At 66.6% G+C, this 14,041-nt stretch carries 12 protein-coding genes; 5 read left to right on the plus strand and 7 right to left on the minus strand.

What is annotated here, in order from left to right:
- Positions 1-24: 24 nt before the first annotated feature.
- The 5 genes from BGO20_RS15185 to BGO20_RS15205 all read right to left on the minus strand — a co-directional run bounded on the left by BGO20_RS15185 (position 25) and on the right by BGO20_RS15205 (position 5,986).
- Complete coding sequence (locus tag BGO20_RS15185; RefSeq protein ID WP_291664427.1) at positions 25-1,020, minus strand: MDR family oxidoreductase; 996 nt, start codon at positions 1,018-1,020, stop codon at positions 25-27.
- A gap of 54 nt (positions 1,021-1,074) precedes the next feature.
- On the minus strand, positions 1,075-1,833 hold the full coding sequence (locus BGO20_RS15190; RefSeq protein ID WP_291664426.1) for an IclR family transcriptional regulator: 759 nt from the start codon (positions 1,831-1,833) through the stop codon (positions 1,075-1,077).
- Positions 1,834-1,931: 98 nt separating this feature from the next.
- Positions 1,932-3,023 carry an extracellular solute-binding protein gene (locus BGO20_RS15195; protein WP_291664425.1) on the minus strand — a complete coding sequence of 364 codons (1,092 nt, stop codon included), beginning with the start codon at positions 3,021-3,023 and terminating at the stop codon, positions 1,932-1,934.
- 36 nt (positions 3,024-3,059) lie between these two features.
- On the minus strand, positions 3,060-4,847 hold the full coding sequence (locus BGO20_RS15200) for an ABC transporter permease subunit (protein ID WP_291664424.1): 1,788 nt from the start codon (positions 4,845-4,847) through the stop codon (positions 3,060-3,062).
- Positions 4,844-5,986 (minus strand): ABC transporter ATP-binding protein, encoded by a 1,143-nt coding sequence (locus BGO20_RS15205; RefSeq protein WP_291664423.1) that lies wholly within the window; start codon positions 5,984-5,986, stop codon positions 4,844-4,846. Before BGO20_RS15205 ends, BGO20_RS15200 begins: the two co-directional genes overlap by 4 nt.
- 257 nt (positions 5,987-6,243) lie before the next feature.
- On the opposite strand from BGO20_RS15205, the gene BGO20_RS15210 reads away from it, so the two are divergent.
- The 5 genes from BGO20_RS15210 (at position 6,244) to BGO20_RS15230 (ending at position 12,045) form a co-directional block, all read left to right on the plus strand.
- Complete coding sequence (locus BGO20_RS15210; protein WP_291664422.1) at positions 6,244-7,059, plus strand: CoA transferase subunit A; 816 nt, start codon at positions 6,244-6,246, stop codon at positions 7,057-7,059.
- Positions 7,056-7,805: a CoA-transferase gene (locus BGO20_RS15215; RefSeq protein WP_291664421.1), complete on the plus strand. Its 750-nt coding sequence runs from the start codon at positions 7,056-7,058 to the stop codon at positions 7,803-7,805. The genes BGO20_RS15210 and BGO20_RS15215 overlap by 4 nt, the downstream gene beginning before the upstream one ends.
- A 37-nt stretch (positions 7,806-7,842) precedes the next feature.
- Positions 7,843-9,090: a CaiB/BaiF CoA transferase family protein gene (locus tag BGO20_RS15220; protein ID WP_291664420.1), complete on the plus strand. Its 1,248-nt coding sequence runs from the start codon at positions 7,843-7,845 to the stop codon at positions 9,088-9,090.
- Complete coding sequence (locus BGO20_RS15225) at positions 9,087-11,399, plus strand: molybdopterin-dependent oxidoreductase (protein WP_291664419.1); 2,313 nt, start codon at positions 9,087-9,089, stop codon at positions 11,397-11,399. Before BGO20_RS15220 ends, BGO20_RS15225 begins: the two co-directional genes overlap by 4 nt.
- A 76-nt stretch (positions 11,400-11,475) precedes the next feature.
- The gene (locus tag BGO20_RS15230; RefSeq protein ID WP_291664418.1) at positions 11,476-12,045 is read left to right on the plus strand and encodes a peroxidase-related enzyme; all 570 of its coding nucleotides are present in this window, start codon (positions 11,476-11,478) and stop codon (positions 12,043-12,045) included.
- A 550-nt stretch (positions 12,046-12,595) separates the two neighbouring features.
- Here the strand turns inward: BGO20_RS15230 and BGO20_RS15235 are convergent.
- Positions 12,596-12,886 carry a hypothetical protein gene (locus BGO20_RS15235; protein WP_291664417.1) on the minus strand — a complete coding sequence of 97 codons (291 nt, stop codon included), beginning with the start codon at positions 12,884-12,886 and terminating at the stop codon, positions 12,596-12,598.
- Between the two features lie 423 nt (positions 12,887-13,309).
- Complete coding sequence (locus BGO20_RS15240; protein ID WP_291664416.1) at positions 13,310-14,032, minus strand: SapC family protein; 723 nt, start codon at positions 14,030-14,032, stop codon at positions 13,310-13,312.
- Positions 14,033-14,041: the final 9 nt, after the last annotated feature.

Genomic DNA, 14,041 nt, shown 5'->3' on the forward strand with positions numbered 1-14,041 from the left:
TGCATGCGGTACGGCGGACGAAGCTCAGCGCGAAACGTCGATCACCACGCGGCCGCGAATCCTGCCGGCGACAATGTCCTCCGCCAACTCCGGCAGGGAGGACATCGGCTCGATGCGAGCGATCCGGCCGAGCTGCGCCTTGTCGAGATGCTTGGCCAGCGTCTTCCATGCGCTGTCGCGCTTCGCGGCCGGCGCCATCACGCTGTCGATGCCGAGAAGGCTCACGCCGCGCAGGATATGCGGCGCCACGGTCGCCGGAAGGTCCATGCCGCCCGCCAGTCCACAGGCCGCGACGGCACCACCATAGGCTGTCTGCGCCAGCACATTGGCCAGGGTCGTCGACCCCACGGAATCGACCGCGCCACCCCAGCGCTCCTTCTGCAGCGCGCCTCCCTTCTCCGCCAAGGCCGTCCGCTCTACGAAGGCGGTGGCGCCGAGCTCGGCAAGATAGGGGTGCGTCTCGGGTCTGCCGGTGGCGGCTGTGACGGTGTAGCCCTTGCGCGCGAGCAGGCTGATCGCGGTCGAGCCGACGCCGCCGGCCGCGCCCGTCACCAGCACCTCGCGGCCGCCCGGCGCGATCGCTCCCCAACCCTCGAGGGCATCGATGCAGAGCGCGGCGGTATAACCGGCGGTGCCGATGCCCATGGCCTCCTCGAAGGTGAAGGCATCGGGCAGCGGCGTCAGCCATTGGGGCTTGAGTCTCTGGAAGCGGGAATAGCCGCCCCATTCCGTCTCTGAAAGGCCCCAGCCATTGACCAGAACCTTGTCGCCGGCCTTCCAATCGGGCGAGCGGCTTTCGACGACCGTCCCTGCGAGGTCGATTCCCGCCACCATGGGCAGCCGGCGCGCGATCCGTCCCTTGCCGCTGATTGCGAGGCCGTCCTTGTAATTCAACGTCGAGAAGGCGATGGCCACGAGCATATCATGATCGGGAAGATCCGCCACGGTCAGGTCCCGGAACTCGGCACGCGGGCGTCCGTCGTGCTCGACGATTGTCATGGCGCGGAAGCTGTCGGTCATGGCGGTGCCTTTCGCGGCGGTGTGGGTCCGGTCGTGCGGCGCATGGGGATGGCGTCAGTGCGGGGGCGAATGGCCGAGGGCCGTGCTGATCGACAGGGCGGCCTTTCGAACCTCTTCCGAGAACTGCTTCAACTCCTTGCGTTTCAGCCGGGAGTCGGGTCCCGATATGCCGATCGCGCCGACGACCTCGCCGGCCCGGCCGAGGATGGCGCAGGCGCAGGCCGCGATGCCGTCCCGCCATTCGCCCTGCAGGACCACGGCGTAGCCCTGCTGACGGATCTGCGCGATATCGGCCATGAGCTCATCGAGCGTCACGCGGGTCGTCGCGGTGTAGCGCTTGAAGAGCGGCCGGAAGCGTTCGAGGGCCTCGTCGGGCTCATGCGCGAGCATGGCCTTGCCGGTCGCCATGGCGAATGCGGGCGCGCGCATGCCGACGCTGGTATGGGCACGGATCTGATGCTGGCTCTCGATCTTGTCGACATAGACCACGTCGGTGTCGTCAAGTACGGAGAGATGCACCGTCTCGCCTGTCGCTTGCGCCAGCTTCTCCATGGCCGGCCGCGCGGTGGAAACGAGGTCCATGCGCCTGACGACGCAGCTTCCGAGTTCCCAGATCTTCAGCGTCGGCTCGTAGGTGCTGACCGGCGGAGGCGCCTGCCGGACGAAACCCTGGGCCTGAAGGGTCGCCAGCAGCCGATGGACATTGCTCTTGGTCAACCCGAGCTCGCCGGCGAGGTCCGTGATGCCGCGCGGCTTGCTGCTTCGTGCCAGAACCTCGAGGAGCCGGAGCCCCTTCGTGAAAGCCTTGTCCATCGTGTGACCCGTTTCCCCTGAGCCGGAAATCTCTATGCCCCGGCATAGGCGACGGGAAGACGGCCGCCAACCGGGGCAGCCGCCTTCCCGCCGGCCGGCTATTTGGCCAACAGCGCGTTGAGCTTCTCCTGCCCGAATTCCTCGTTGGTCGCGCGGCCGTCGTGTGCTGGGGCCCCCCAATAGTCAGGGCTCCATTCGATGGCCTGCGCCAGGTTCTTCGGGTTGTTGGCCCAGTAGGTGCTGATTTTCGGGTCGGCCGCGTCGAACACGACCGAAGAAGGCAGCGCGACCGGGAAATTCGACGTCAGCTCGGCGGCGCGCTTGGGGTCGAGCCGCCAGGACAGCACCTTGAGGGCGTTGTCGTAATTGGGCGCGCCCTTCGGGATCGAGAAGAAGTCGTAATAGACGAAGCCCTGGTTCCAGGTCAGCGCGACGGGGGCGCCTTCGAGGGCGAATTTGCTCATCGAGCCGGTATAGGCCATGCACATGTCGGCCTCGCCGTCGAGGAGCAGCTGCGGCGGCTGCGCGGCCGTCGTCCACCATTTGGTGATATGCGGCTTGATCTCCGCGAGCTTCTTGAGCGCCCGCTCCATGTCGATCGGATAGAGCTTGTCCTGGGGCACGCCGTCCGCCATCAGCGCCGCCTCGAAGGTGAAGCGCGACCAGGCGGGCATGCAGCGCCGGCCCGGGAACTTCTTGACGTCCCAGAAATCGGCCCAGCTCTGCGGTTCGTTGCCGGGCTTGTACTTGTCCTTGTTCCAGGCGAGGCCGACGCCGATCACCTGCAGCGCGACGCCCTTGGGCCGCTTGAGGTTGTCCGGCATCGCCGCGAGCGTCTTCTGCGCGGATTCGGAGAGCTTCTTGTAGTCGATGTCCGCGAGGCAGCAGTCGCCGAGCAACTTGGTCTCCTGGTCGAAGATGAAGGCGAGATCCCAGGCCGCCTTGCCGGCATCCGCCTGGGCCTTCAGCCGCGGGCCGCTGCGGGCTTCCTGGACGGTCACGACCTTGATGCCCGTCTCCTTCTCGAACGGCCCGTACATGATCTTGCGCAGGGCTTCGCCGTAGGCGCCGCCCGGATCCTGCACGATCACCTCTTTGCTCTGGGCATGGGCGCTCTGCGCCAGGCCGGCAGGCAATGCCACGGTGGCCAGGACCGCAAGCATCCGCCAGGTCGTCATGCGTCTCGTCATGTGCTTCATCCCTCCCGTTTTTGTTTGATTTGTTAGTCAGGCGCCGGCGCGTGTCCGCGCCAGCACCGGGCCGGCGAGCGCGAGCCCGATCACGACCAGCAGGACCTCGAGCGAGGAAACCACCGCCAGAACCGGGTTGAGCTGGTAGTTGATGTCGGCCCAGAGCATCAGCGGCAGCGTCTTCAACTGCGCGCTGGACAGGAACAACGACAGCACCAGTTCGTCGAAGGAGTGCAGGAAGGCGAAGAAGGCCGCTGCAGCGAGGCCGGGTGCGATCGCCGGCAACGTCACCGTGCGAAACACGGTGAGCGGGGGGGCGCCATGCAGGGCGGCCGCCTGTTCGAGCCGCCTGTCGACGCCCTGGAGCGCGGCCGAGACGATGATCACGACGAGCGGAATCCCGCCGATCGCATGGGCTGAGGCGAGCCCCCAGATCGTTCCCACGAGGTCGAAGCGCAGGAACAGGCTGTAGAGCGACAGACCGAGCACCACCGGCGGCACGATGACCGGGCTCACGAGCAGCAGCATGATGATCGATTTGCCGCGGATCTCGCTGCGCACGATTCCCATCGCGGCGGAGGCGCCGAGTGTCACCGAGATGATAGCCGAGGTGGCGGCGATCACCGAGGATTTCCAGAAGGCCTCCATCCAGTTGGGGTCGGAGAAGAACTTCTCGTACCAGCGCAGCGACAGCCCCGGCGGCGGGAAGGTGAGGTAGGAAGCGCTGCTGAACGAGATCACCATCACGACCAGGATCGGCAGGATCAGCGTGGCGATGACGGCGCCGCCGAGAAGGATCACGGTCCAGCGGCCCCAGGCTGGGTTGAGCCGGCTCAGCAGCCGCAAGGCGGGCCAGCCGACACGGTCTGCAACTCCGGCGAGAAGCCGCCGCTGCGGAGTGGGCACCGCCTCATGCGCGGTTGCCGGACGAGGTTGCCCCTCCGCGAGCTGGCCGCCGCCCCAGATGAAGGAGAAGCCGAGGAAGTGGCCGGCCAGCGCGACGAAGAGCAGCGTGATGATCAGCAGCACCACGGCCAATGCCTGAAGGAAGCCCTCGCTGCCGATGAAATCGGCCTGTTGCACGATGTGCATCGCGAACATCTGGTCGCCCGGTCCGCCGAGCAGCGTCGGGGTGATGAAGAAGCCGAGAGCGGCCACGAAGACGAGCAGGAAGCCCGCGCCCATCCCGGGCAAGGTGAGGGGCAGGAGAATGCGCCAGAAGGTGGCGATCGGTCCGGCGCCGGAGGCTTGCGCGGCCCGCGGCAGCGCCACGTCGAGACGTGAGACGCTGGAATAGATGCTGAGCACCATGATCGGCAGCAGCACCGCCGTCATGCCGAGCAGGACCGTGCCGCGGTTGAAGAGGAACTGGGCGGGTTCGCCGAGCAGTCCGAGCCCGGTCAGGAGCTTATTGACCGGGCCGTTGCGGCCGAGCAGCACCATCCAGGCATAGGTGCGGATCAGGATGGCGATGAAATAGGGCAGCAGCACTCCGGCCGTGACCAGGATTCTGGCGATGCCGGATGTACGCCGGATCAGGAGCGCCGTCGGGTAGCCGAGCAGCAGGCACAGCGTCGCTACGGTAAGGGATATCTGCATCGTCCGGACGAGCGCGTCCCAGTAGAGCGGCACCGAGAAGACGCGTTCGAAGAAGGTCGACCATGTCGGGCCGCTGACGCTGATGCGGAAGAGATCGACGACCGGCAACAGGTAGATGAAGCCGAGGAAGAGCGCGGCCGGCAGCAGGAGCAATGCCGGGTTGGATAGCCTGACGGCGAAGCCCGCCGGGCGGCGAGGATGGGAGGCTGCGGCAAGGGCGGTCACGAGAGCACCCAGCAATCGGCGGCACCCCAGCTTACATGGAGGCGTTCGCCGACATCCGGCAGCGACCGCCCTGCCGTGTCCATGCAGCGGATCAGCAAGGTCTCGCCGCTTTCGGTCCGGGCCTCGATCCGCAGGACTTCGCCGAGGAACAGGGCCGACGTCACCGTGACCGGCATCGTGTTCGGACCGGGGCTGCCTGCGATGGCGATTCGCTCCGGCCGCACCAGCACCGCCGCACGCCCCACCTCGATGCCGTGCCCGGCATCGGCCTCGAAGACGTAGCCGGCCCGGTTGCGCAGCGCCATCGTGGCGCCGCGGCGTTGCACGATCTCGGCCTCAATCAGGTTGCTCTCGCCGACGAAGGACGCGACGAAGCGGTTCTGCGGGTGCCGGTAGATGTCGGTTGGAGTGCCGATCTGCACGATCCGCCCGGCGTCCATCACGGCGATGCGGTCGCTCATCGTCAGGGCCTCGCCCTGGTCGTGCGTGACGAACAGGATGGTGCTGCCTATGGTGCGGTGCAGTGCGCGGATCTCGATCTGGATGGATTCCCGCAGCCGCCGGTCGAGCGCGCTGAGCGGCTCGTCCATCAGCACGATCTTCGGGCGCCGGACGATGGCGCGGGCGATGGCGACGCGCTGCTGCTGGCCACCCGACATCTGCGAGGGCGTCTTTGCGGCGTGTTCGGAAAGACGCATCATCTCGAGCGTTTCGCCGACGCGGCGCTGTGCACTTTCCCGGTCGACGCCGGCCATGCGCAGCGGAAAAGCCACGTTCTGCGTGACGGTCATGTTGGGAAACAGCGCGTAGCTCTGGAACACCATGCCGAAGCCGCGCCTGTGGGTCGGCACATGGTCGATCGGCGCGTTGTCGACATGCATCTCGCCGCCGTCGAGCTTCTGGAACCCGGCGAGCAGGTTGAGCAGCGTCGTCTTGCCGCTTCCGGATGGGCCGAGCAGGGTGATGAACTCGCCCGGCCGGATATCGAGGGAAATACGGTCGGCCGCACGGAAGGCGCCGTAGTTCTTGACTACCTCGCGCATGACGATGCCCGAGCCGATCGAGCCCTCTGCACGAGCCGCTCCCGGCTGTCCCACCTGCGCCGCCGGCATGGCACGAGAGGCCAGTTCCGTCGCCATCACGTCTCTCCCGTCGTTCTGAATTATAGAACGCAATTCTGTTTTCTTTCAGTAATCAGCTTGCTCTGCGCGCTGTCAAGCTGTCTCATCGAGCTCGGTGACAGGAGTGCGGACGATCGCTTCGGGTGCCGTGGAGGGCATGTTGACACCGCGATCGGCGTGCCGCTAGGGTTATTTCAGAATTGCGTTCTATATTATAGAACAATAACCGCGGCGCCGCAGAGATCGCGGGGTCGGCTCGGAGGGAGAAGGACGCGATGGACCTTCGGGGCATGGCGGCCCGTGTCGAGGCGGGAATGCAGCTCGCGCTGCCGGTCGATTATGCGGGAGTCTCGATGGCGATGACCCGGGCGCTGATCGAGCGCGGCGCCGGCGATCTCGACCTGTTCTGCGTTCCGACCGGCGGCCTGCAGGTCGACCAGCTGATCGGCGCCGGGCTCGTCCGCTCGGTCGAGACGAGCGCGGTCTCGCTCGGCGAGGCGGGCGGGGCTCCGCGCTTCAACCAGGCCGTCGGCGAAGGACGGATCGTAGTGCGCGACGCAACCTGCCCGGCGATCCATGCCGCGCTCATGGCGGCGCAGAAGGGCAATCCCTTCCAGCCTCTGCGCGGCCTCGTCGGTAGCGATGTCCTGCGCTTCCGGCCTGACTGGCGGATGATCGACAACCCCTTCGCCGAGGACCGCGACCCGATCGTCCTGATCCCGGCAGCACGTCCCGACATCGCCATCTTCCACGCGCCGATGGCGGACCGGAACGGCAATGTCTGGATCGGGCGGCGCCGCGAGCTTGCTGCGATGGCTTATGCCGCAGGGCAGACCCTGGTCACGGTCGAACGCATCATCGACGAGAACCTGCTCGGCAGCGAGACGAGCGCAGCGGGAACCTTGCCGGCGCTCTACGTGACAGAGATCGCGGTCGCTCCCAGAGGTGCCTGGCCTTACGGGCTCTGGGGAGAATACGCCACCGACACAGCCGAGATCCTGCGCTATGCCAAGGCCGCCCGCACGGCGGAAGGCTTCGCCACCTATATGGCCCAACCTGCCGCGGGACGCGCCGAGGAGCCCGCGCAGTGACCGAGGTGCATCCCCGCGAAATCCTGATCGCCACGATCACGCGACTCCTCGACGGTGTCCGGCATGTCGCGGTCGGCGCCTCCTCGCCGATCCCCGCCGCAGGCGCGATGCTGCTGCGGGCCATGAAGAAGCGCGCGGGCGCGCCGCCGGTCAGGATCTCGATCCTCGGCTCGGTCGAGCATAATTTCTTCACCAACGGCTCCGCCGAATTGTTCGATTGTGCGGGTCAGGGGCGAATCGACGCCTTCTTCCTCGGCGGCGGCCAGATCGACGGACAGGCCAACATCAATCTCGTCGGCGTCGGCGATTATCCGGCATCGACGCCGCGCTGGCCGGGCTCGTTCGGCTCGGCCTATCTCTATTTCGTGGTGCCGCGCGTCATCCTCTTCCGCGAGGAACACAGCCCACGCGTCTTCGTGGACAAGGTCGATTTCATCAGTGCGCCCGGCACCAGCGCGCCCGGCGTCCACCGGACCGGCGGGCCGGTGGCGCTGCTGACTGGCAAGGCGCTGTTCAGCTTCGACAAGACCCGGCCGGGCTTCACCCTGGAGAGCCTCCATCCCGGCCACGCGCTGGAGGAGGTCCGGGAGGCGACGGGATTCGCATTTGCGGATCCCCGGGACACCGGCCGGACCCCGGCGCCGGATCGAGAGACGCTCGCGCTGCTGCGCGGACAAGTGATGGACGAGCTCGCGGAAACCTATCCGGAATTCGCAAGCCAGATGCGGCGCGAGGTCCATGCGTGACGCTTCGATCCGCAAGAGACAATCGGCAGGACAGGATATGAATTCTCGCATCGGTTCCCTGGCCAGCATCAAGGTCATCGACGCCAGCCGGGTTCTCGGGGGACCCTATGCCGGCCAGATCCTCGGCGACCATGGTGCGGACGTCGTCAAGATCGAACCTCCGGCGGGCGACGAGACGCGCGGCTGGGGGCCGCCCTTCCTTGAAGGCGCGGCGAGCTATTTTCTGGGCCTCAACCGCAACAAGCGCGGCATGGCGCTCGACCTGACGCAGAAGGCAGGCCGCGAGCTGCTGCTGCGCCTGCTGGAGACGGCCGACGTCTTCATCGAGAACTTCAAGACCGGCACGCTCGACCGCTGGGGCCTTGGGCGTGCGGAACTCGAGCGGCGCTTCCCGCGCCTCGTCCATTGCCGCGTCTCGGGCTTCGGCGGGGACGGGCCGCTCGGCGGTCTGCCGGGCTACGACGCGGCGATCCAGGCCTCGGCCGGCATCATGAGCGTGAACGGTGAGCTCGGCGGTGCGCCGCTGCGCGTGGGATTGCCAGTCGTCGACATGGTGACGGGGCTGAACGCCGTGATCGGCATCCTCATGGCGTTGCAGGAACGGGAATCGAGTGGGAAGGGGCAGTTCGTCGAGACGACGCTCTATGATTGCGGGGTCTCGCTGCTGCACCCCCATCTGCCGAATTTCTATCTCTCGGGACAGGTTGCGGGCCGCTCTGGCAACGCCCATCCCAACATCACCCCCTATGACGTCTTCACGACACGCGATGCGCCGCTCTTTCTGGCCGTCGGCAACAACCGGCAGTTCGCGACTCTTTGCAAGGTGATCGGCCGGCCGGAGCTGGCCGAGGATGCGCGCTACGCAACCAACAAGGACCGCAACATCAACCGCGACGCGCTCAAGCGAGATCTCGAGGCGGCGATGGCGGGCTTCGACTGCGGTCCGCTGGCCGAGCTGCTGATCAAGTCCGGCGTGCCTTGCGGCGCCGTGCGCTCCATCGACCAGGTGATGGCGGATCCGCATACGCATCACCGCGGCATGGTGGTCGATATCGGCGCCTATCGCGGCACGGGCAGCCCGATCAAGATGTCGCGGACCCCGGCCTCCTATCGGCTGGCGCCGCCGCGCTTCGGCGAGCATACGGCGGAGGTGCTCGAAGAGGTCGGGGTGCAGGGCGATCTCTTCGCCGGGGTGCTGCCGGGTTTCGAGCCGGCGCCGAAGGGCGGGGCCAGGGGGGATGAGACGCAGGCAAGCATGCCCGCGTCGCGGAAGGTGCTCGGATGAGCTCGATCCAGCGCTACCCGCATTGCAGCCATTGGGGCGCCTACACCATCCTGGTCGAAAACGGCAGGATCGTCGGCATCGAGCCCTTCGAGCATGATCCTTCGCCGTCGCCGATCAACCAATCGGTCCGCGATTGGGCGAGCACGGAGCGCCGTGTCCTGACCCCGCTGGTCCGTTCGGGCTGGCTCGAAGGCCGCGAGAGGAGCGATCGCCGCGGCCGGGGGCGCGACAGGTTCGTGCCGGTGAGCTGGGAGGAGGCGACCTCGCTCGTCGCGGGCGAGATCAAGCGCGTCTCGGAGAGCTTCGGCAACGCCTCGATTTTCGCGGGGTCCTATGGCTGGACCAGCTGCGGCCGGTTCCACCACGCGCCGTCGCAATTGAAGCGCATGTTGAACCTGGTCGGTGGCTATACCGGCCACGCCGACACATATTCGATCGCAGCCGGGCCGGTGATCCTGCGCCATACGCTGGGCGACGACAGCGCCTGCGGCGGCGAGGCCAATACGCTGGACACCATCGCGCAGCACAGCGAGACGCTGGTCGTTTTCGGGGCGCTTTCGCCGCGGACGGCGCAGAACGAGGCCGGCGGGATCGCCAGCCATGCGCTGGAAACCCATCTGCGCAAGATCGCCGAGAGGGGCGTGAGGGTCGTCCTGGTTTCACCGCTGCGCGATGACGTGCCCGGCTGGCTGGGCGCCGAATGGTGGCCGATCCGGCCGAATACCGATGCGGCCTTGATGCTCGGGTTTGCCGGCGAGATCCTGAGGCGGGACCGGCACGACCGCGCCTTCCTCGAGCGCTGCACGAGCGGCTCCGAACGGCTGATCGCCTATCTCGACGGCAGCCTGGACGGCGTGGCCAAGGACGCGGGCTGGGCCGCCGGCATTACCGGGCTGGAGGCGAGCCTGATCGTCGCGCTTGCGCAGCGGCTGGTCGAGACGCGCTCGATGCTGACGGTGAGCTGGAGCCTGCAGCGCGCCCATCACGGCGAGCAGCCCTTCTGGGCGGCGCTGGCGCTGGCGGCGATGACGGGCCAGATCGGCCTGCCGGGCGGCGGGGTCGGCTATGGCTATGCGTCGCTCGGGGGCGTCGGTGCGCCGATCAATCTCGCGAAGTCGCCGGCGATGCCGCAATTGCGGAAGGCGCTGAAAAGCTTCATTCCGGTCGCCCGGATCAGCGACATGCTGCTGCATCCGGGCGAGGCATACACCTATGAAGGTGAGACCCGCACCTATCCCGATGCGCGGCTGGTCTACTGGGCCGGCGGCAACCCCTATCACCACCATCAGGACCTCAACCGCCTCGCGGAGGCCTGGACCCGGCCGGAAACGATCATCGTGCAGGACCCGATGTTCACCGCGACCGCGCAGCGCGCCGACATCGTATTGCCGGCCAACACGTCGATCGAGCGCAACGATATGGCGGGCAACAAGCGCTCCGACTGCATCATCGCCATGCACAAGGCGATCGGGCCGGTCGGGGAGTCCCGCTCCGATTTCGACATCTTCCGGGCGATCGCCGAAAAGCTCGGCATCGGGCGGGAATTCGACGAAGGCCGCGACGAGATGGGTTGGCTGCGCCACCTCTACGAAACGACCCGCGACGATGCCGCGGCGCGTCTTGGCTTCAAGATGCCGGATTTCGACACTTTCTGGGCCCAGGGCTATGCTCGCTGCCCGACGCAGGCCGAACACACTTATCTGTCCGCGTTTCGCGATAAGCCGCAGGATAATGCTCTCGCGACCGAAAGCGGGCGGATCGTCCTCGGCAGCAGCACTCTCGCGGCGCTCGACTACGACGATTGCCCGGCCCATCCGGCCTGGATCGAGCCGGTGGAATGGCTTGGTGCGGCCGGTGCCGCCGATCAGTTCCACCTCATCTCCCACCAGCCCGAGGGGCGGCTGCACAGCCAGCTCGAGACGAGCGCTGCCAGTATGGCCGGCAAGCGCGGCGGCCGCGAGCAGGCGCGGCTTCACCCAGAGGACGCGGCAGCCCTCGGCATTGCCGACGGCCAGACGGTCCGGCTCTGGAACGAGCGTGGGGCCTGCCTCGCGACGGCCCAGATCAGCGACGGGGTGCGGCGCCGGGTTGTCGTCCTGCCGACCGGCGCCTGGTTCACGCCCACCGGCAATAGCGGCCTCGACGTCGCCGGCAATCCGAACGTCCTGACGGTCGATATCGGGACATCCCGCTTCGGGCAAGGCTGCTCGGCCCATACCTGTCTCGTCAGGATCGAGCCTTATGAAGGCGAGGCCGGCGATGCGGCGCAGCGTTATCGCGAGCAGATGAACCGGCTGGTCGCCATATAGCGCCGCGCCTCACGAGGACTGGACGAGCGGGACGCAGCAGCAGCGCCCGCCTTCGTGCAGGAAAGGAATCGATGACATGACGCAGCCCGCTATCAGCCGTTTTCCCGTCCCCGAGATCGATGCGTTGCCGGACGATATCCGCGAGCGGATCCTCGCCGTGCAGGAGAAGTCCGGCTTCGTACCAAACGTCTTCCTGACGCTCGCGCATCGTCCGGACGAGTTCCGCGCCTTCTTCGCCTATCACGACGCCCTGATGAACAAGGCGGACGGGCTGACGAAGGCCGAGCGCGAGATGATCGTGGTCGCGACCAGCAATGCCAACCAGTGCCAGTATTGCGTCGTGGCTCATGGCGCGATCCTGCGGGTGCGGGCGAAGAATCCGCTGATCGCGGACCAGGTGGCGGTGAACTACCGCAAAGCCGACATCACGCCCCGGCAGCGCGCGATGCTTGACTTCGCGATGAAAGTCTCCGCTCGCGCCTATGAGGTCCGGGACGACGACATCGCCACGCTGCACGAGCACGGTTTCAGTGAGGACGATACCTGGGACATCGCCGCCATTGCGGCCTTCTTCGGCATGTCGAACCGCCTCGCCAACGTGACCAGCATGCGCCCGAACGACGAGTTCTACGCAATGGGGCGCTAGACAGCTCTCGGCTCCTTGGAGGGCGCTCGGGTGCGGGGGGACGCCATAGCCGGGAACTCACGGGCAAGGCGCTACGACCTCAGGCGAATGGAGATGGGCGCGCATCGATCCAGCGCCCTGCCAGACTTCAGGACATGGGCGGTACCACTGACCGCCCGCCAGTTATGTGCAGCTCGCCTTGCGTATCCGGCGGCAAAGCGCCGATCGCGGTGTCACTTTTGACGGTATGTGGGATTATATAACAATTTCAATTACATAAATGTTCGTTGATTTGTCCGGCCCGGCCCACCACTTTTTCTCCGACGTGTCGGTTCTGGATGCGGCCCGCTCTGGCGCGGGGCCGTGCGCGGTCGACGGTGACCGCTCAAGCACCGTTAGAACAGCAGGCGCCAGGTGCTCCATCCGAGCAACGAAAGCCAGCCGAGCATCGCGGCGGCAGACGCAGTCAGGAACATCGGGACGAGCAAACGTTCCTTGATCCCGTTCACGAGCATTCTCCCGAAGCAATGGGCGGATCGGAGTGCCGGCCGATCGGCTCGGCTTGGCTAGGCTAGGCGCCGGTCGGCAACGGATCTGACTGAATGGCCGCCGAGCCCTGATCGATCGACCCTGCCGGCTGTCGGGGGGAGCGCCGCTTTCGCGGAACGAACGGCAATACCTGTGCCGAGGAGGTGATGTTTCTGGCCTCATGCAAAGCGACGATCGCATCTTCGATCATCTTTCGCAGGTGAGCGTCGTTACGATTGTTGCCGATCAAGCAGAAGAATGCGCTCAATAGAAAGATATTACACTGATCGTAGTCAGAGTGACTGATTCCGCGCTTCGCCTTCTCTATCCTCATCTCGGCCTCCGCTCACTACAGAACTCGAGAGTGATCCCGAATTCGGACCGCGCTGAATGAAAGCATGGACGCGCCACTGCCGATTTGATCTGGCGCAAAAAAGGAGCCCCGCGGCGAAAGGGCACGTGCCGCTAGCGGCGCAGCATCAGAGGGAGTGCGAGCAGCAGGGCGGCGGCGAACACGATGGCGGCGCGCAACCACACGGCGGAATGTCGTTCGCCCGGCATTTCTTTTGCTTCGTCTTATTAATGATGACGTAAGGGAACATGATGACTGTCCGTTCGCAACCGCATTCTGCGGCAGATGTTCGCCGCCGGCGACTCAGCGGCTGGCGTCACAAGCCCGGGCGGTGCGTTGCGCCGCCTGTCGGGAGGATGGGCTCGATCCCCTCCACGACTGTCCGCGTGCCGGCCGGCGCGGTGTTCAGGCCGGGCGCGTGGCCCATTCTCCCAGCAGCGAGACGTTGGTGAGGCTGATGAGGTGAGCCTGGATCGGCCCGAGATAGCCTTTCCGGCGCAAGTCGAGCCAGGCGTCGTCGGGCAGCGCGTTGAGCCGCTGCTCGTCGACGGCCGCAAAGCCGCTGAAGCTCGAATGTCCGCCATCGGCCGAACGGATCTCGATGGTCACGGTCTGCAGCAGGTCGAGGGTCTTGAGCTGGGCGCCGAAGGCGGCGGTGCGCTCCGCCGCCTCGCTGTACTCGGCCACGAAGGCGATGACTCGCTGCAGCGCCTCGGCCGGCTCGCCATCGTCCTGGAACAGGCGCTCGCCCTCGGCCTTATCGAGCCCGGCGAAGCCGCCGTCGATGCAGACGACCTGCCGCTCGCTCGAGATTTCCCCGCCGATGAACGGATAGCGTCGCAGATAGGCCGGGGCGTGACGGCCGCGCCAGCGCCCGTCGCCGTCGACGAAACAGCTTTCGCCCGGCCGCATGCCGACCATGAACAGCGGCGAGACCGTGCCGTTCTCCTCGAGGAAGAGGATCGGCATGTCGCGGCAGCCGGGCACGAACTCCGCCAGCAGCGCCGGGAGCACGTGGCTGCCGGCGGCGAAGGCATAGGGCCTCTCGGCCGGGGCGATGCGAGCCTGGCGATGCGTATCGCGGTCGATGACGGCGATGCTGGAATAGAAGAGCGGGAGCGAGGCCATGGCGGGTCC

This window comes from Allobosea sp. 67-29, from assembly GCF_001898115.1.
In the GTDB taxonomy this organism is placed as follows: Bacteria; Pseudomonadota; Alphaproteobacteria; order Rhizobiales; family Beijerinckiaceae; genus Allobosea.